Raw genomic sequence first — 20,042 nt, 5'->3', positions numbered from 1 at the left:
CAATCACTTTGCCATGCAAAAACTAAAAGCTATTTGCTAACAGCTCCACAGCTACTTCCTGTCCTGATACAAACCGTAATCCTGTTTTCTCAATATTAGAGAAATAATCAGAATTGGAATAATCCCCATGACGGTTTTCTTGCTGATCTCGTCCGTTATTATCTCCGAAGTTTTCATTTGCTGAATACTACCAAATAATTTGGCATACTCTGCCTCGCCAATGTTTTTCACCAAATCTGCCTTGCCTTGTTGCATTAACGCTGCCATTTCCGCCAGGTACTTTGTAAAAAGCGACGGATCCACATAAGTTACAAAAAGGTATATCGCCCAACCAGCGACAAAAGCTGCAATTATATTGACAACATAGCAAATCGTCAGTGCTTCCCAAAGATGTAGAAATCCTTTTCCTACCGTCTTTCTATAATACCAGCAAGCGCCCGCCATCATAATGACGTTGATACCGAAGTCCAAAACTTTATTATTACCCAACGGCACTTTTCCCATTGCATACAACCCTAGGAAAAACGCGAACACCAGAATCCCCGCAACCAAACCAAACAAAAGGGAAAGTTTTAAAATCGGTTTATTAAAATACGCTATAATGGACTTCATTTTTTAGATTTTGAGTGAATGAGTGATTACTCACCCTTCATGCTTCTTTAGGAAAACCAGAGTGATTCGCCTTGATTTATTACTCCGTGAACTTTACCTTTTAATTCTTTGCCTAAAAAAGGCGTATTCTTTGATTTTGAATAAGTCTTATCAAAAACCCATTTCTCTTCCGGAACAAAGAAAGTCAGGTTAGCTTTGCTGCCTTCAGCGAGAACAGGTTGAGCTATACGCAATACCTTTCTTGGGTTGGTCGTGAATTTCTGTATCAGAATTTCCAGAGGCAATCCAGTATTCATCTGTGCTACCGAAAATGTAGTTTCCAGACCAGTAATCCCAAAGTCCGCGTGATCAAATTCCAGGTTTTTTGATTCTTCGTCATGCGGATTGTGATCCGAAACAATGGCGTCGATTGTCCCGTCGGCCAACGCCTCCTTTATAGCTGTGCGATCATCCTCAGATCTGAACGGCGGACTTACTTTCAGATTCGTATCGAACCCGATGAGATCCGCATCCGTGAACGCTAGTTGATGGGCAGCTACATCGCAAGAAACAGGAAGGCCTTGCTTCTTCGCGTCACGAATCAATTCGAGCGCGACGCGGGTACTGATCAGCGTGAAGTGAAGTAACGGTATATCAGAAGCATATTCCTTATTTTCCAATGCGTAGGCCAAAAGTTTCAGGTCGCGGATGACCATCATTTCCTCGGCCAGCGACGGGATACCCTTGGTTCCGATAAGCGTGCTGGTTATTCCTTCGTGCATCTGTCCATACAATGCCAGATAGTAATCTTCAGGCCTGTTGATCAGCAGCGTGTTCAATGGCTGCAGATACTGTATCGATTTGAGCAGCAAATCTGCATTTTGCACCGGATGTTCTCCGTCGGTAAAAGCAATCGCCCCTGCCTTGTGCAGATCCATCATTTCCGTGAAATCAACGCCCTTGGCATCACGCGTAACGGCAGCTGCTACATGCAATTGAACGGCCCTGCTTCCGTCAGAATTGAGGATATATCGAATGGTATCTTTGCTATGAACAACCGGCGATGAATTAGGGAGTAGTACAATTTCCGTGAACCCGCCGCGTGCGGCCGCCTCTTTTACAGAAGTGAGATCTTCCTTATGCTCGAAACCCGGATCACGCGAGGCAACTCTCATATCTAACCATCCTGTCGAAACATGGAGATTATCAGCCGAGTATATTGTTGCATCATCGGCCACTAAGCCGTCTCCTATCTTTGTGATAACTCCGCCCTCAACCAGAATATCTTTTATCTGACCGTTCAAAGGCGAACTCTTTTCAATGATCTTAGCCGACTTAATTAAAATTTTCATTTAAGCTCTATTCTTTTCAGTATTATATCTTAATGATCTGATATACTCCCTATTTCCAAAATAACAGTATATAAAAAAAGCTCCCTGGGGAGCTTCAATCAGGCACCTATAAAACTTTTGTATTCTTCGGCTGAAAGTAATCCGTCGACGTCCTCAGGACTTACAAGCTGAATTTTAACCATCCAGCCTTTTTCATATGGATCATTATTGACAAGCTCCGGCTCTCCGTCCAAAGCTTCGTTTACTTCCAGAACTGTTCCTGCAACCGGGATGAAAAGATCCGAAACAGTCTTAACCGCTTCTACCGATCCGAAGACATCACCTTTCGCAAGCTCATCTCCGACGGTGTTAATATCTACGTAAACAATATCACCCAATTCCTGTTGAGCGTGATCCGTGATTCCAATGTAAGCAATTGCTCCTTCCACGCGAATCCACTCGTGATCTTCGGTATATTTAAGTTCTGATGGAAAATTCATGATATTACTAGTAAGTTTCAGTAAATATTTTCGGGCGCAAATTACACCATGTATCTCCTATTTTCCAAATCGAAATTTTATTCAGCCAGATTGAACTTCAACTGAATTCCGCCCGAGGTGCTCGACCGGTAAAACGAATTGGACACGAGCGGATCATTGAAGGTCCGATCCAGATAGAAAGTAAAATTCAAACGATTGTTGACCATATATTGAATCGTCGGTCTCAGCTGGAAATTGATATTCCCTGCTATCGGCACATTCTCTCCGTCAAACTTACGCTGAATAGAGCGGGTATCCCTGAAAACAAGCCCCAGTTGCATTGTCATATCGTTTTTCAGCTTCTTTTTAACCCCATTTATCTTAAACGGAAGCGGCACATTGTTCTTGGTAAAACCGATATTCATTGTCAGATCCTGGTTGAACAACTCGGCTACCTGTGAGTTGGAAAGACCAAGTGCTACACTCCTATCCCGGTTGTACTCGAATCTGGCGGTTATCTTACTTTGAGTACGGAATTCAACACCCAACAGTGGCCTGAATTGCTCCTGTAAAGTGATCGTGCTCATTGAAAAAACTGGTATATACTGACCAAGATCATTCAGTTTAGAGGACAGCGGATATCCGTTTACGGCCAGGTTTACATATAACGCATCATAATTCAACGAAGACGTAAAGTTACCTACGCTATAATTTGCTGAATATTTATGGCGTAAAACAAACGAGCTGAACAATCTCTTGAAACCTGGCAGACGCGATAAACCACTATAGTTTACGTCCCAGTTCGGTAGTGGAAATTTCAGGAACGGATTGGTACTTACCGTTGTCGGATCTTTACCACGATATGCTGCCGAAAATGCCGTTATCAAGACATCCTGAGAGTTTTCGTTGTATTCCCCTCCATTAGTATTCTCGTTGTTCAACCTCTCTGCAACAATTGCGCGATAGGAAATAAACTTATTAAATACATCTGAAGAATTGTCCTTGTGCGCTTTTTCGAATGCCGTCCGGAAAGATAAAAACGACATACTAAACTGTCCGTTTCTTAGCGGGTTTTGCGAAGTGAACACTCCAAGTGAGTCAGGTCGATAGAATTCCTGATAGGCATCTTGCCGTGTAAACTGCGCGTCAATCGTAATTTTCAAATCACGTATCGGTTCGAGTGTTGTATTTGCGGTAAATTTCTTGGCAACAGTTTGTTCAAAAGGCTGATTCTGCTCTTTGCTCGTGGTAATCCACCCATTATATGCCGCCTTTTTCTGGAAATTCCGATCCTGTTGTCCTAATACAAATTCAATTCCAGGCGCATTGGCATTATCGAGCCCAAAATATTTTGGTGCGCGGAGATATCCTGGTAAAGCAGTTGTTTCCTGTATCGCGTAGCTGAAATTGATACCGCGCACCGTCATCAAAAGACGAGTCAGGTTTTTGGCAACATTATTCGTCCGCATATCAATATCTTCAATATCCCCCGGACTTCTCGCAAAGTTCTTCCTACCCGCAGAAGGTGTGTTGGCAAATTTCAGATACCTCACTTTATTGTAAAGGGCCACTAAATCCACACGACCACTAATTCCCCGATCTCGACTATTTCTTATCACATCTCCAAAAAGAGCGCCCGTGGTATCCACAAGTCCCAATGCATTGGCCTGATATTGATAGGAAACAGAATGGCGATAATCAGCAGCCATCCAGTCCAGCAGCGGTATTTTATCCAAAGGCAGACGGTATGTAAGATCCAGCTTCTGGAAATAATTCTTCATACGGCCCAGCTTCTTGAAATTTGACCAGAGGGAATCTTTTTTAGCTTGTGTATTTATATCACCATATGGCTCGTCAATAATTGCGCTTGCAGTAGCATGATATAGCAAAGTCATGTTACGGGTCAAATTCCAACCGAGGTCATAATTCCGGTTAAACCAGAAAAACTTCTGGTAATAAGGCAAAATACCATCTGTTGTCAGGTCGGCATTTCTGAGCTGTGTTTTCTGATACGTCCTGTCTACGTCAGCGGAGATTGACACTGTATTCGGCAGCAATGTAAGGTTGAAGTCTTTTACAAACTCTCCCCAACGATTTGTTGTCTGCCATTTTTTGAAAGGTTCAATCGCCTTCGGCTGGGTGCTGAAAGAATAAATAATACCGGCTTTGTACATCCGCTGGGTATATTCCTGCGTCAGGACATTCCTGCGTTTATCATCGCTGAATGCATATGTGAACCCGAAATTTTCAAAATCATAGAAGTGATTTTTCGCGCCGGGCGTGGTCTTGACTTTTCGGACATTGGAAAAATTGATACCCCGCTTAACGGCATGTTCTTCTACCATCCTTCGGTATCCGTCTCGTTGTTCGTCCGTCGAAAGATTATCCAATGAAGTCGATAGCTCCGTATCAGGATTCAGTGGATCAAAATGCGGACTGACATTTCGCATATCGTAGCTGACAAACATTGGAATACTGAAACCCCAATTTTGCGGCAAAAGCTTATCTAAAGACACATTGGAGGATATTCCAAATTCCTTGGTCAGGTTTCGGCTCCTTTCACCGATACGTTGCTGAACACTTCCAAAACCGAAAGTCTCAACCCGTCCAGAAGCCGTTACTGTTGCAAAATCTGCCAACTTCGCGTTCAATTGGGCAATGGCGGCAAATCCACCCTTATCATCGAAGCCTTCCACGTGCATTTCGTCTGCCCAGATACAGAAGCTCTTTGATCTCTGATCATCGGATGTTGGATTTTTAACACCAATCATCATCACTTTTACAGCACTTAAATCCGGATTTCCTACGACCGTTATTTCATATACCCCGTCTGCGGTAGTGATTGTATAAGGCTTGCTCTGATCAATACCTGTTTGTCTGTTTCTCTGAGATTTGACATTAATAAGCTGAGCGAGCTCGATGTTGAATTCATTTTCCTGTGGCCATATATCCTCCCGGTTACTGGCCGACGGGAGGGTTGCCTTTAATTTGGCAAGACCGATTTCGTAGTAATTCAGCGTGAGATCAGTTCCTATTCTCATGAACGTCCCAACCATATTGTTCTCGTCCTGATCATTCTGCATGTGCACATACATACGAAGTCTCTTTCTGAAAAGAAGATCAAGATTCACGTTTTTATATACTGCTCTCGAGTCGCCGTCCTTCAGGTCGGTTACACAAAGAGTCATAGATTGCTCATTTAGCAGAACCGGTGGTCTTTGAGTATTATCCTGATCCCGTTGCCAACCAGGAGGCAGGTCATATTGATATTTTCGGCCAGTAGGCGTCACTGAGCCCTTTTCACTATTTTCTTCAATGCTTGCAGTTCCTACGGTAAGATTGGCGTTGTAGGTCTCTGGCGTCTGCTGTGAGCCGCTGTTAAGGTCATAAGTATACTTTCTATACTGCTGACCCACCATTTGAAGCTGCGCAAAACGTAAAACGACCGGCTGCTGAAACTCCGTTAGATACATCCTGATAAAGCGAATGGACTTGAAGCCATTGATATTCACCGCTCTATCGAATTCCTTAATAGGCACTCTGAACAGATACCAATTTTGTCCGTCTGTTTCCGTTTTATCAACAATATATCCACTTCCAACCTGAAGTTGATTTGGTTTCAGGTCTATTTGATATTCGTAGTACGCCTCATTGTCGTTGATCGTGTTGTCCACATTCAGATCCTCACCGTCAGGCACGTTTGTCGACGCAGGGGTAATGTTCGTTCCTGCACCCTGACTTTCCGGAGAGTTATTCTCCATCCCAACGTAATTTTTATAGCGCTGTAGCACCTTGGCATCAGCCGCGTCTAACTCAGCTCCAAGGAAAAATTGAAAGTCATCACCGGACGGATCCTTCAAAATACTTTCTCTTGCCTCTGCCGTGAGGCCTGCTGGCAATCTGTTGATATAGTCTCTAAAGAAAACCTGCTCCTCGGCATTGCTCAAACCATCCAAGCCAACGTCCTGTTTTTCACGGGCGCCCGGTTCGTTATTAAAAGCATTGATCAGATACTGTGACTTTGTAGCGTAGCCCCAGGCTGTTGAGTCGACATTCGTTCCGACCACCTTTTGAACAAGAGGTAGTCCGTTTTCGAAGTTATACCGTTCGTCGGGAATTGCATCTTCGGCAATATCACCGAGGTTAAAAACCAGTTTACCACCCGTGTTGTTGTTTTTATTTTCAACGCCGTCTCTTACTTTACCATTGTCACCTGTAATAAATGGGTCCAACATCCAGAATTCGATATTCTCAATATTGGCATTATCAAAATCATTATCCGAAGTAATAGCTCTCGTTAAACCACCGAAATTCCTGGCTGGATTTTTAAGTCGTCCGTCAGAAGTCAGATCCGTATTAAAATTATACATCCCTCTTTCGCTTGGGAAGTATGCAATATCCAATATGTTAGTTGGATACGTCACTAATCCTGCAACTGATCTGTTGGGGAAGATGTCTGTGGGCAGAAAGGTTCTTTCGTAAAAATTTTTCCGGTCTGTTTCATCAATGTTTGGGGGTGGATTATACCCTCCACCAAGCCCATTCGTGCCATTGAAAACATTGTCAATAGTATATGCAGAGATCTTCGCACGCTTATACCCATAATTAAGTGTCTTCCCATCTGATCCCGAACGAAAATCCATCGTATCAGGAACACTCGACAAACGCCATTTTTGAGGTTGGCGTGCCAGATCATATACAGTTCGAGCAGATTCAAAGTCGTCGACGAGCGATCTGTTATTCACATCTTTCGCAACCCCTGGAAACAACTTTGCAAATTCAGCTTTAAACTGAATTGAAGACATTTCCTTCGTCTGAATCAGGGGAAGTTTGTCCAGCCATTTGGTAAGGAACGGCACATCCTTTCTGTAATTAATATCAAAACCAATTAATGTATTATTAACTGGCTCATTACCAATTGCAACACGTGTCAAAAATCCGGCAGTCCGCTCCCTGTATTTCATGGCTGTCAAACCAACACTCAGGTTCCTGTTTGCGACATAGTCCAGTCTTGTACCAACTAAAGTCCTGATCTGATTCTGGAACATATCAGGTCGCTCATATTCAATTACAATCTCCCGGCCCGAATTGAGGACACTTGGGTTGATAATCCGTACCTGTCCAATCTGTGCTTCCACGATATAGTCAGACCCTGCCGAGAGCGGTACGCCCCCGGAGGTAACAGTAACCGAAGTCTCGAGAACATTGAATGGCAGCTGAACCGTTGTTCCGGCGGTGGATTGGAATGATCCCTTTAAGAAAAACTTATTCTTCGCAACAACCTGCTGCGCATCGATCATCGTCTTATCATAGAGCTCACTGAAGACGTATTTGGTCCGAAAATCATCCTCAGTCGGTCCAAATTTAGAGGACAGCGTCGACCCAAACGGCTCGAGTACCGGAAAAATGATTTTCCCCGCTTTACTATCCACGGTTACCCCTTCAACAAAGTCAAAGTTCCCGTCGGGTTGGATATCATTGACTGGATTCAACCGGTCAAGTCCCATCAATTTTACCAGGGGAATATTGGCAATACTACTTTCCTGGAGGTTGGGATTATCTATCCCCGTCTTATCGTCTTTGTATATAATCTTAAGTTGAAAGCCATTCTTCTCGATCTGACTCGTGCTGAGCGAGTAAATGTTTTTCATCATCAAATCCCACATCGGCAAGTTTACATTGTTCCGGATGGTCGACGACTTCAGCAATTTCAACGCGATAACTTCATCATCTTTCCGGTTCTGATAGTCTTCCGTTAACTCCCCCACTTTATATGACCGACCGTTCAGGGTATACTCGTATGCTACTGCCAGAATTTCGTCGTTTCTAAGCGCAGCAGTCAATGAAACATATCCAAGTTGCGGATGGAAGGTATAGTCAACTCCGTTTACCAACTTTTTGGAACCTCGTAACAACTCATAATCAGTCGCTTTGGCGAGCCCCGCGCCTGTTAATGTCGCGTTGGTATTATCAACCTGCCTGAAACCCTGATATGTCGTTCCGGTTATAATATTGGCATACAAGCCGTTGGTTGCATTATCAGCAGGAAGATTTGACCGGATAGGTTGCAGATAAGTAGCTTGTGTTCGATAAGGCACCGGCTCTCCCAAATCCGTGAATCCGACGATGTTACGCAGTGTAGATGTGGTGGTAGTCCTGTTTGTGACATATACCTCCATTCTGGTAATTGTTACACCAGAAGTGATTTGAGGAGTCAAACGGAGGGCTTTTTCGTAATTATTTCGGAAATATTGGGAAACAAAGAAGTTTCTGTTTTCATCGTAGGTATCTGCTTTCAATTCAAATTCACGACTTTGTGCACCACCTCTCAATACAAGCCGTTCCTTATTCGACCTTTGCTGAGAAGCGACGAAAGTGGCGCTCAAACGACCAAACTGAAAGTCAGTCTTCAAACCAAACAAATTCTGAACACCGGGAATTAACTGACTGTTTATAGCCCAGTTGATATTTCCTGCTTCAATTTTGCGGATAAAGCTTTCCTCGGGATTTTTATAATTCAGCCTCAGCGCATTTTCAAAGTTAAAGTTGGCCTTGGTATCGAAGTTGGTCTGAAACCCGAGCTGATCGCCCAGTTTCGCATCAAAATTGATATTAATCTGCTGATTAAAAATGAATTGTGTATTCTTCCTTTGACGGATAGGTACCGCCGGATTATCCAGGAACTGGTGCATTACGCCCAGGTCCAGCGCTACAAACCCGGTTGGTTTAAAATTGATGAAATTATCTCCAAGCAATTTCGACAGCGCCGGTGGCATATCCAGTTTGGGCAGTAAACCCCTGGCTCCCATCGGACTTTTTCCATCCTGCCTCGCTGAATATTCTCGTAGTAGACTCTGATATGCCCTTTCCTCAAGTGCCTTGTCGTAGGTTTCGAATTCCATAAGCTCAGGTGCCCGATAATCAAGGCCACCTGTAGGCGTAGTAATCCTTTCCGTTACCCCTATTTTTCCCGAGCTATCGAGTAAAATATTGGTTGAAATATTGGACGGATCCTTGAGGTAAAAAGGTGTGCGCGGGCGTGGTTGAACAAACCGATTGGAATAGTAATCCTTCCATTGGGTATTGATTTGGTTGTTCTTATCGCCGTTTCTTTTTGTAGAATCAATAATGGTATCGGCATATGCCAATTCCATCAATGGTTCCTCTTCCGATCCTTCCTGAGTAGTATCAGGAATAGTGACCAGCAGCATCGCTCCGGCAGTGAATGTTATTGTCTTAAAAAGAAATGAGTATACAGTTGATGACAAGGCTAATTCTCTTTTTTAGGAAGGTTCTGGCAAGACAATTTCATGTGATAAAATCAGAAATCAAAATTCACAAATTCATGTAAATCCTATCGTAGCGCGAGTTTTATCAGTTGCTCAACCGTTAAATCTCTACCTTCTTTTTTAATAATCAAATCTATACTTTTTTCCGCGGTTGCCTTTGGAATACCCAGCATTACTAATGCCGCCAGCGCCTCATTTCTGGTTTGAGAAGCACCAGAGCCGTCGGCTTTGACACCTGTTCCAACAAAAGATTCCTTGCGCATCTTATCTTTCAGTTCCAGAATTACGCGTTGAGCGGTTTTGGAACCAATTCCTTTAATCGACTGGATCAAACGTAGATCTTCGTCCGCAATGCCCTTCATTATTTCTTCAAAAGATAATGAGGATAACATAACCAATGCGGTTGACGGACCAATACCCGAGACACCCACTAAATCGAGAAATAGTTTTTTTTCCTCCTGAGCCCAGAATCCATAAAGCACATGGGCATCTTCGCGAATACTCAGGAAAGTTACAAGTTTACAACGTACGCCAATCTCCGGTAATGAAGTATACGTTTGAAGAGATATTTTTATTTCATATCCTAAACCATTTACGTCGATTATCGCATAGGCAGGATCCTTGTGGACAACCGTTCCGTTAACGTAGGCAATCATATAAATTTTTCAGCATGTGTGAGAATCTGGCTTGCGTTAGCCTGATATTATTAGTTTCTGACCAGGTTTTATTTCATTGCCTCTTATTCTATTGGCCTTTTTCAAGTGGCTTAATGGCAATCCATAACGCTGGGAAATCGTCCATAGTGTATCGCCGTTCTGAACAGTATGGTAACGAAGTCTCAATTTTTTGCTACTTGAAGGACTTCTCTCATTTTTTGAAACTGCCGCTACCCTGGTTCCACTTACTCTTACCGTTTCCTTGACATCTTTATAAATCACCAGCCGTTGTCCTCTATTAATACGGGTGCTACGCATACGGTTCCATTTTTTCAGCTCAGAAACAGACACCCGATTCTTGTTAGCGATCGATAATAATGTTTCCCCACGGCGCACAGTATGAGATATTTTTTTACTCCTCACCCGGCTCACAGGTTCATCCATCTCCTCCTCGGCGTTCTGAACTGCGTAAAGCTGAGTAGCAACTAACGAATCAACCGCAGTGCTATCCAATCCGGCCGCCAACATGGACTTGGCTAACACATACTTCCTTGTACACGAGTCCATTATACTGCTCCGGTTAGAGACCAGATATGTAAACTGAACACTTGGGACTTTCAGAACAAAATCTCTCGTATTGTCGGGAAGTATTGTTTTTGTAATCTGCGGATTCAGTTTATTTAATTCCTCAAATGCGATACCGCTGTTTTTGCAGAACATTACCAAATCCACATATCCATTCACATGTATTGTGTCGCTTGGAATAATATACTCGGGATTTTCGGGAAAAATACCATGGTCATTTCCATAGTTCATCATATAGTTCATTGCAACGAACTGAGGCACATAGGAACGGGTTTCTTTGGGTAAGGCGTTATAAATAGTCCAGAAAGTAGTTCCGCGAGAACGTCTCATGGCGCGTTTCACGTTTCCTGGACCTGTATTATACGAGGCAAGGGCTAGTTCCCAATCGCCAAAAATCCGGTATAACTGAGTTAAATATTTACAGGCCGCTTCCGTGGCCTTTACAGGATCGAATCGCTCGTCAATATAACCATTCTGATTCAGGCCAAATTCTCTTCCGGTAGCAGACATAAACTGCCACAAACCTCCAGCTCTCACGCGAGACAAAGCTCTTGGCTCTAAGCCGGACTCGATCATCGACAAATACTTGAGCTCTTGAGGCAGGCCGTATTTCTGAAGTGTTTTCTCAAATAATGGAAAATACAGAGGCATTTTTTCCATCATCCGGCGAGTGAAATCCGCCTTTTGATAAATGAAATATTCTACGAATTCGTGGGAAGACTTGTGATATGTGAGCGGAATTGACTTTTCAAGCTTTGCAAATCGGGATCTTAATAGCGTCTCTTCTACCGGTGTCCTTGAGCCAAAAACTTCAATATCAGGCATGCTCGCTCCATTGATCTCATCAGCCGCAGCCGCGATACCCAACGTATCTTGTTCCCAACTCACTTGTTCCTGCAGCTCAGAAGCGTTGCAAAAATTCCCCAACCCTGCCAAAACGGTAACAAGCCAAAATGCTCTGCTTAAAATTTTCATCAATTAATGTTTTATATAGGTTAATCTTTTCCTTTTATAAACTCCAAATGGCCAATAGTAAATGCTCGTGGCATTTTTAATTTACAATCCCAATTACCTCACAAAGCTCCCTGGAATCAGAATAATCTTTTTTACACATTAGGTACTCATTTAACACCGATACCTTATCACTCTCTCTGCTGGTATGATATTTTATATTTCTATTCAAATTATATTAAAACCCAATAAATCAGGAATTTACTTCATGTAAAAGAGTAAATACCTGTAGGTACTTAGCGAACGAAAGCATTTTAGCTTCTTCAAAGTAAGGTGCCATGATTTGAATCCCTATTGGCATACCGTCACGGTCGTGCCCATTGGGTATTGAAATTGCAGGGCAGCCGACAACATTCGCGTGAACAGTGAAAATATCAGCCAGATACATCTGTAACGGATCTTCTGTTTTTTCACCAATCGAAAATGCGGTAGTAGGTGTTACCGGCGTAATAAGGAAATCATAGTCCTCAAAAAACCTTTGCGTCTCGCCTCTTACCAGACTTCTAACGCGTTGCGCCTTGGTATAGTATGCATCATAGTAATTTGCACTCAAAACAAAAGTCCCGAGCAAAATCCTCTTCCGCACTTCATCCCCGAATCCTTCGGTTCTTGTTTTCTTGTATAACGATTGTAAATCAACAGCTTCCTCGCTTCTATGACCATACCTCACGCCATCAAATCGTGACAAATTGGAGCTTGCTTCGGCTGTTGTGAGGATATAGTAAGTGGGAAGCAAAAAATCGAGGGTTTCCATTTTGACCGCCTCCACAGTGTGACCCTCATTCTTAAGCTGATCCAGCAACTTTTTAGTACGCTCCCGAATAGCAGGGTCTATACTTTCGTTTTCGACGGACTCAGCAAGATAACCGACCCGTACTTTCTGCTCTCCTCCCAACAAAGCAGAATATGCAGGAACCGGTTTTTCAGAAACCGTGCTGTCAAATTCGTCTTCACCCGCCATAATTTCCAGAAGCAAAGCGGCATCCTCCACACTTTTGGTGATCGGACCAACGCAGTCAAAGGATGACGCATACGCAATAAGTCCCCATCTTGAAATACGACCATATGATGGTTTCGTCCCAACTACACCGCAAAAAGCAGCTGGTTGTCTCACAGATCCACCGGTATCACTCCCAAGCGACGCATGGCAAAGCCCGGCCTGAACAGCAACTGCCGAGCCACCGGAAGAACCTCCGGGTACTTTTGTGGTATCTAATGCATTGAGAACAGGACCGAAAAATGAATTTTCATTGGAAGATCCCATCGCAAATTCATCGCAATTTTGTCTTCCAATCACAATCACATCTTCGTCCAATAATCGCTGAACGGCGGTGGCGGTAAATGGGGCTTTATAAGAGTCGAGGATTCGACTGCCTGCGTGAACGGAATGGCCTTCGAAAGAGAAAACATCCTTGAGGCCAATAACCAAGCCTGCTAGCCTGCCGGCTGTTCCGTTCTTTATTTTGGTATCTACAAACGCGGCTCTCTGAAGTGCTTCTTCGCCGTAAACCTCTACGAAAGCATTGAGATGTGCATTTGCTTCTATTTGCTGAAGATAATGACTCACTAACTCCACACACGTCAAATTATTTTCACGTATGTCATTCTGGATGGCAGTCAGCGTCAGGTATTCTTTCAAAATCTATTTTTTTGTGGGGTTATCAATAAAGAATCAGAGCCATTTAAGATTGAATTAAACGGCTCTGCTATATCCTTCCTAAAACAGCTCAGACCTTATTTTTGGTCGTCCATGCTTTTTTCGATACTCTCTTTTACGTCTTTTGTTGCATTTTTGAATTCATTGATCCCTTGACCCAAACCACGCATCAACTCAGGAATCTTTTTTGCTCCAAAGAACAACAACACGAACAATGCCACCAAAAAGATCTCTTGACCACCTAATCCCATAAATGCTAAAACGGCTGAAAATTCCATATCTCTTTAATTTTTTATGTTTACAAATTTAACTATTCTTTTTTAAGAAATTAAATTAAACGACCGACTTTAGCCTATTTTAATTGTTTTTTCATTCTTCTCCCACTCGCTGAATTTCTGGATTTCGTCGCTGAGACTCTTCATAAGCCATACAATAAGCGCCATATCGTCCGCAATTCCTATGACAGGAAGAAAATCAGGAATAAAGTCTATAGGAGATACGAAATATATCAATACTGCGATCACCGCAACGATACTTTTTAACTGCACCCCTTTGTATTCTCCCGATGCATATGCTTTTACGAGCCTCACCAATTGTAAAACGCTCTGTTGCACAGCTACCAGATTATCTTTCAACCCGGTCGAGTTCATCTTGCTTAACACGTCCTGCGCCAAGCCATACATTCTGGATGCATTTCCTGCATATTTCCCTGCCTTACCGGTCGCTTTCTTAAAAAAGACTGACTTTAAAATTTTACTTATTAACGATTCGTTGTCCATTGATCAATACCAAAGAGTTTAAAAACACCAATATAACCTTCAACATACATAAAAAATTGCATGCCACTTCCCTACTATTACTTTATACATAAAAAATTTCACTCAGTGTGGTTTTAACAAATTATGTATTCTAAATTTAAGGCAACATTTAGAATACTATTTCTTTTCATTAAAACCTGATTGTTTATGAAGATTACTGTCGTAGGGGCTGGAGCGGTTGGCGCAACCACTGCTGATAACATTATCCGTCGCGAATTAGCCGAAGAGGTTGTCTTGTTAGACATCAAGGAAGGCGTGAGCGAAGGGAAGTCATTGGATATGTATCAAACTGCCGCTTTACTCGGCTTTAATACCAAGCCAATCGGATCAACAAACGATTACGAAAAAACCAAAGGATCAGACGTTGTAGTAATCACTTCAGGTCTTCCACGCAAACCTGGAATGACGCGCGAAGAACTTATAGGAATTAATGCGGGTATCGTAAAAGGAGTTACAGAAAACCTCCTGAAATACTCTCCGAAAGCCATAGTAATTGTGGTATCCAATCCGATGGACACCATGACATACCTTGCATTCAAAGAATCCGGAATTCCAAAAAAACGCCTGATCGGTATGGGAGGCGCGCTGGACAGTGCACGTTTCAAAACGTACCTGGCTCTGGCCATGGACGTATCACCGCTGGATATCCACGGAATGGTGATCGGTGGTCACGGCGACACGACGATGATCCCGCTAACGAGACTTGCTACGTATAATGGCATTCCGGTAAGTCGTTTTCTTTCTGCTGAAAAGCTTGAAAAAGTCGCAGCTGACACAATGGTTGGCGGCGCGACACTTACCAAACTAATCGGAACATCTGCATGGTACGCTCCCGGAGCCGCCACCATGATGCTGGTAGAAAGTATAGTTCGCAACCAGAAACGAATCGTTCCCTGCAGCGTTTATCTGAATGGAGAATATGGTCAGAAAGATATATGTATGGGAGTTCCGGTTGTTCTGGGCAAAAATGGCTGGGAGAAAATCGTCAACCTGCGCCTGAGCGATGCGGAAAAGGCTGCTTTTGAGAAATCAGCCGAAGCGGTTCGCAATATGAACGCCGCGTTGACTCTTTAAATCTGATATGCTTTAAAAAACACCCGATGATTTCAGTATCATCGGGTATTTTTTTGCCCCGAACGAGAGCGCTTTACCCCCACTTTCTCACTTTCCTTATATAAAGATCTGATATTGAATAACAAACCCACCCTTTCTACCATCCTTTGTCAGGATATTCGGGTCAGGTGCACTATTTTTGTAAACGGTACGGCTATCGTAGTTAAGCGTGATTTTACTATTATGCCCCTGAATGAGCCAGTTCAGTCCTATATTATAATAGTCTGAGGCTTTGTCTAACCTTTCATAGTCACCGCGCTGATAAGAAGCATATGGCATCAGCGTTCCCTGGTTGCCCAGAAGATTTTCCCTAAACTTATATCCAACTTGCGCATAAACGACATTTCCGGTTCCAAACATTGGAAATGCGTTTCCCCATGTTCCGCTTGCACCAGCGATCGGCATATTGGTTCCGGTTGCCGGATTCATTGCACCATTGTAACGCAGATATCCCTTACCATAATCCGTTCGAAAATAGCCCAGATATCCGGAAAAAGCCGTTCCCTTGGTAGCGTCAATCGGCATATCAGCATATGCAGCCACCGACCATAAGGTCATATTATTGTAAACTGTATCACCAGCTTCCTGCCTCCATGTGGCATTTTTCTGAGATATAATCCCCGCTTCAAGGTTGAGTACTTTCTTTTTACCCAAATAAGTACCCGTCATATATCCCGGCGTTGTAAGCGTTTCGGTTTCAAAGAAGCTATATATCAACATGCCCTGGAACTGCTTTTTGAAATTCTTCTGCGCGAAAACCGAGTTGACCCCGATACCCGGAGGAGTACTTCCATTTGAATTGATCGGAAAAGGATCGGAAACCACTACGCGATAATTGACCTTCCCGACCTGCCCTCGGCTGTATACGCTTAATTTTCTACTAAACTGATCCGTTTGATCGACAGTTGCCTGTAAAAACACGGGCACATCCATCGTCATAATCGTAGTAACACTGGGCTGCGTAAATCTGGAGAGGCCACTGATCACGGTCAGGCCTCCACCGAAACGGATAAAGTTTGTTCCTTTACGCTGAACTTCGTATTCAGCAACGGCATCATGAAAGAAGGATTGCAATTTTCTGTTGCCGGCAGGGTAACCGCTCGCTTTGTTGAAATTGTTTTGACCAAACTGTGTATAAAAAAAGACACGGTCCGTCAGCTGACCAAAAAGCTGAATCCTTGTTCTGCGCAAACCAACATCGAATGTATTGGATTGAGGATCACCAAAAACGGTTGTTCCAGGATTATTTTCATTCAACCGCACCCAGGCCTGATTTAAAAATGTCGCCTGGATATAGTGCGAACCGGATTCATTCAAATCATATTTAAGATTATTTCGGGTATTTTTATCAGACGGCTTTATTTGAGCCCATGAAGTTGATATGGAAAGAACAATAAAAAAAATTACTTTTCTCATAAAATTCGTTTACAATAAATAACAGCGCCAGTAGCCCAAAACATGTCTACCAGCTGGAAAAAAAAGATTATTAAATGGCTTTTGAATACACCTCCAACTATACTTACTCACGATCGGTTATCTTAAGCCGAACGGTAAATATACGGGTTGGTATTATATGTATACTTACTTTCGTCATATTTTCCCATTACGGATACGGTCAGGAAACGCCGTTGATCACCAATTATTCCCTCGATACTTATAAAGCCCATAATCAGAATTGGGGCATTAGTCAAAGTGCCGACCGCTTTATATACACCGCCAATTCCGACGGTCTTCTTGAGTTTGATGGATCTTCCTGGAAGCTATATCCTTTCCCCAATGGACAAATTGTTCGCTCCGTTCTTTGCGACAATTCAAGTCCAGTTGATTTGAAACATCAATCGTTCCCGCCGCAAGGAAAAAAAAGAATATATGTTGGTGGATACGGCGAGTTCGGATATTGGGAAAATCTACCCACCGGCAAACTGAAGTATATATCTCTAAGTAAAAACAAAGGCTTGGCCAGCCTGAAAACTGAAGAGATATGGAGCATTCTAAAAACCCCGAAATACATCTTTTTCCAATCCTTTGCGCGTATATATAGATACGATGGAAAGCATATCGTAGAGATCAGAGCGGCTGGCAACCACAATTTCATGTTTCTGAACTACATCAATGATCGGCTGCTGATTCAAATTATAGGAAAAGGACTTTACGAGTTGAAGGACACAAGATTTGTGGAACTGTCAGTAACGCAGGAATTGTCTTCAGCCACCGTAACTTCCATTTTGCCTTACAACAGAAAGATAATGGTCACTACGGCAAAAAAGGGCATTTATATTTTGGATGGGGATCAGCTTACTCCGTGGACGACACCACTATCGAAAGAATTAACCAGAAACGTGCTTAACAAGGCGGTATATCTCAGCAAAAGAAATTTGTATGTTTTCGGAACCATTAAAAACGGGATATACGTAACAGATCATGAGGGAAAACTGCTTTACCGGATCAGTAAAGAAAATGGACTACAGAATAATACAGTGCTCTCGTTTACCAAAGATCAGGAAGATAACCTATGGGCCGGACTCGACAACGGTATAGATCTGGTCAAACTGTCTGCACCGGTACTTACCTACCAAGCGGCAGATAATCAGCTGGGAACCACCTACACCGCTGCACTATGGAATGGCAATCTGTACGTAGGATCAAACAACGGTGTCTTCGTAAAAAAGTGGAATTCAGCGGAAAAATTCGTTCCGATATCAGGCCTGGAAGGGCAAACCTGGAACCTCACGGTATCTAAAGGTGAACTCATCTGCGGTCATAATGACGGTACCTATAGAATTGATCAGAACGGAGCCCACAAAATTTCTAATGTGAATGGTGGTTGGGTTCTGATTCCTGCCAGAAGCGGATCTGATACCATTCTCCTGCAGGCTTCTTATAATGGGCTGCATACTTATCGAAAGAAAGAAAATCAAAAATGGACTTACTCAGGAGCCGTAAAAGGCATACCAACTATTCCGATCCGCAAGCTGGCGAGAGACAAAAGTGGAGCATTCTGGCTTGCTCATGCATATAAAGGACTATTCAGAACAAGGTTAAATGCTACTCTCGATTCAGCACTTTACTGGAAAGAATACGAGGCAGGGAAAGAGCTTCCCAGTCAATTTTCTGTAGAAATCAATTCCTTGGAACAAAATATATATGTGCGATCAGCCAACCGCTTCTTCGACGCAGACACCAATGGTAATCTCACGCCCAGCAAACGATTTCCGGTGCAGGCGGAGTTTTACAAAATCAGGGAAGGTGCAAATGGGGCCTGGTTCCGGGTTTTTAATGACAGGCTCGAATACCATCACCCTAACTTTTTCAATCAGGTTCTGAATGTATCATTGGTCAGGAATAATGAAAACATCGTTAGCCTGGACGATCATTTTTATTTCCTGTGCCTGGATAATGGATATGCGCTTTCGGACAAAAAAATGACCGACGCACCATATCAGAGTCAGGCGGGCTCTGTGATCAGACGTATCACGAACCTCCAGAATTCAGGGGAGGATTTCAATATAACCAACAATGTGACCCTTCCATATAAAGCCCGTTCCATCCGTATCACTTTTTCTACCCCACAATATGGAAACAATATTCAATACAAATACAGATTGCGGGGATTGTCTTCCCAATGGTCCGAATGGACAGAACTCAATTTTGCCGACTTTACAAATTTGCAAGGTGGATCCTATACGTTTGAACTCATCAACACGCTGAACGAGAAGCCGACAATTTTTGAATTCAATGTCGCACCCTATTGGTATGAAACCTTGCTCGCCAAAATTGCCTTCATCATTATAGGCTGTTTTCTGCTGGCCGGTCTCGTTTTTTATCAGGAAAAAAGGCTGGCCAGGCACAAAAAGAACTTATTGGCAGAACAGGAAGAGAAATTAAGGCAGCAACGTATCGAGAGTGAGAAGAAAATCATGGAAATGAAAAATGAAAATCTCCAAAAAGAAATCAAAAACAAGAGCCAGCAGATTAGTAACGTAGCGATCAACGTGGTCCGAAAGAACGAAATACTTGAAGAAATCAGAGACGAGCTGAAACAGGTAAAAGAAGAGATGGGGCAGCAATTGCCAAATATCCATTATAACAAGCTTCTGAACAGTATCGAAAAGAATGTCGCCGGCAAAGAAGACTGGGTACTTTTTGAAGAGAACTTCAATGAAGTACACGACGAATTCTTCACAAGACTGCGTTCTACCTGCCCTTCCGTAACACCATCTGAATTAAGACTGGCGGCGTGCCTCCGCATGAATTTATCTACCAAAGAAATGGCACCGGCATTGGGAATCTCAGCCCGGGGTGTGGAAATAAAACGCTACCGGCTGCGAAAAAAGCTCGGTTTGGATGCAGATTCAAATCTTGTTCAATATATGATGGACATTTAGCGTATTGAATAAAAGAAATAAATACGCTTACATATCCTACAAATGATTGCATAATTCTCATTGATGTAATGGTGATGTAGTGCCCTTTTTGAATTGCAATAGCGATTAGTGATACATTTGGGCACAA

The 20,042-nt window shown here is 42.9% G+C and carries 12 protein-coding genes; 2 read left to right on the top strand and 10 right to left on the bottom strand.

Translation table 11 applies throughout. From position 1 onward, the window contains the following. Positions 1–51 precede the first annotated feature (51 nt). The 9 genes from AC1XUD_RS15470 to AC1XUD_RS15430 form a co-directional block, all read right to left on the bottom strand. Positions 52–612 (bottom strand): DUF4199 domain-containing protein, encoded by a 561-nt coding sequence (locus tag AC1XUD_RS15470; protein ID WP_483361928.1) that lies wholly within the window; start codon positions 610–612, stop codon positions 52–54. A 47-nt stretch (positions 613–659) separates the two neighbouring features. After that, positions 660–1,943, bottom strand: coding sequence for a dihydroorotase (locus AC1XUD_RS15465; RefSeq protein WP_483361927.1), 1,284 nt, complete (start codon positions 1,941–1,943; stop codon positions 660–662). Between the two features lie 98 nt (positions 1,944–2,041). Continuing rightward, positions 2,042–2,422, bottom strand: coding sequence for a glycine cleavage system protein GcvH (gene gcvH, locus AC1XUD_RS15460; RefSeq protein ID WP_483361926.1), 381 nt, complete (start codon positions 2,420–2,422; stop codon positions 2,042–2,044). Positions 2,423–2,499: 77 nt separating this feature from the next. Further along, a complete protein-coding gene (sov, locus tag AC1XUD_RS15455; protein ID WP_483361925.1) occupies positions 2,500–9,669 on the bottom strand; it encodes a T9SS outer membrane translocon Sov/SprA in 7,170 nt (2,389 codons plus the stop codon). An 86-nt stretch (positions 9,670–9,755) separates the two neighbouring features. Continuing rightward, on the bottom strand, positions 9,756–10,346 hold the full coding sequence (gene ruvA, locus AC1XUD_RS15450) for a Holliday junction branch migration protein RuvA (RefSeq protein ID WP_483361924.1): 591 nt from the start codon (positions 10,344–10,346) through the stop codon (positions 9,756–9,758). A gap of 36 nt (positions 10,347–10,382) precedes the next feature. Beyond that, on the bottom strand, positions 10,383–11,906 hold the full coding sequence (locus AC1XUD_RS15445; protein WP_483361923.1) for a lytic transglycosylase domain-containing protein: 1,524 nt from the start codon (positions 11,904–11,906) through the stop codon (positions 10,383–10,385). Positions 11,907–12,135: 229 nt separating this feature from the next. Further along, positions 12,136–13,581, bottom strand: a complete 1,446-nt coding sequence (gene gatA, locus AC1XUD_RS15440; protein ID WP_483361922.1) for an Asp-tRNA(Asn)/Glu-tRNA(Gln) amidotransferase subunit GatA — start codon at positions 13,579–13,581, stop codon at positions 12,136–12,138. A gap of 95 nt (positions 13,582–13,676) precedes the next feature. Continuing rightward, complete coding sequence (locus tag AC1XUD_RS15435) at positions 13,677–13,877, bottom strand: Sec-independent protein translocase subunit TatA/TatB (RefSeq protein ID WP_483361921.1); 201 nt, start codon at positions 13,875–13,877, stop codon at positions 13,677–13,679. A gap of 69 nt (positions 13,878–13,946) precedes the next feature. Continuing rightward, positions 13,947–14,378 (bottom strand): YkvA family protein, encoded by a 432-nt coding sequence (locus AC1XUD_RS15430; RefSeq protein WP_483361920.1) that lies wholly within the window; start codon positions 14,376–14,378, stop codon positions 13,947–13,949. 186 nt (positions 14,379–14,564) lie between these two features. Here AC1XUD_RS15430 and mdh point away from each other — a divergent pair, with 186 nt between their 5' ends. Next, positions 14,565–15,491 carry a malate dehydrogenase gene (mdh, locus tag AC1XUD_RS15425; RefSeq protein WP_483361919.1) on the top strand — a complete coding sequence of 309 codons (927 nt, stop codon included), beginning with the start codon at positions 14,565–14,567 and terminating at the stop codon, positions 15,489–15,491. Positions 15,492–15,587: 96 nt separating this feature from the next. Here mdh and AC1XUD_RS15420 read toward each other — a convergent pair whose 3' ends face one another. Further along, on the bottom strand, positions 15,588–16,946 hold the full coding sequence (locus AC1XUD_RS15420; protein ID WP_483361918.1) for a hypothetical protein: 1,359 nt from the start codon (positions 16,944–16,946) through the stop codon (positions 15,588–15,590). Between the two features lie 74 nt (positions 16,947–17,020). Here AC1XUD_RS15420 and AC1XUD_RS15415 point away from each other — a divergent pair, with 74 nt between their 5' ends. Beyond that, entirely contained in the window at positions 17,021–19,915 is a 2,895-nt protein-coding gene (locus AC1XUD_RS15415) for a triple tyrosine motif-containing protein (protein ID WP_483361917.1), read from the top strand. Positions 19,916–20,042 lie beyond the last annotated feature (127 nt).

Source organism: Dyadobacter sp. HNCC25DJ184 (genome assembly GCF_056895215.1).
Note: the sequence above shows the minus strand (reverse complement) of the source record. Positions and strands in the feature narration are given on the sequence as shown.

Coding starts and splice junctions, on each gene's coding strand:
- ruvA (WP_483361924.1), bottom strand. CDS start 10,346: ATGATTGCCTACGTTAACGGAACGGTTGTCCACAAGGATCCTGCCTAT.
- mdh (WP_483361919.1), top strand. CDS start 14,565: ATGAAGATTACTGTCGTAGGGGCTGGAGCGGTTGGCGCAACCACTGCT.
- AC1XUD_RS15470 (WP_483361928.1), bottom strand. CDS start 612: ATGAAGTCCATTATAGCGTATTTTAATAAACCGATTTTAAAACTTTCC.
- gcvH (WP_483361926.1), bottom strand. CDS start 2,422: ATGAATTTTCCATCAGAACTTAAATATACCGAAGATCACGAGTGGATT.
- AC1XUD_RS15430 (WP_483361920.1), bottom strand. CDS start 14,378: ATGGACAACGAATCGTTAATAAGTAAAATTTTAAAGTCAGTCTTTTTT.
- AC1XUD_RS15445 (WP_483361923.1), bottom strand. CDS start 11,906: ATGAAAATTTTAAGCAGAGCATTTTGGCTTGTTACCGTTTTGGCAGGG.
- AC1XUD_RS15420 (WP_483361918.1), bottom strand. CDS start 16,946: ATGAGAAAAGTAATTTTTTTTATTGTTCTTTCCATATCAACTTCATGG.
- AC1XUD_RS15435 (WP_483361921.1), bottom strand. CDS start 13,877: ATGGAATTTTCAGCCGTTTTAGCATTTATGGGATTAGGTGGTCAAGAG.
- AC1XUD_RS15465 (WP_483361927.1), bottom strand. CDS start 1,943: ATGAAAATTTTAATTAAGTCGGCTAAGATCATTGAAAAGAGTTCGCCT.
- AC1XUD_RS15415 (WP_483361917.1), top strand. CDS start 17,021: ATGGCTTTTGAATACACCTCCAACTATACTTACTCACGATCGGTTATC.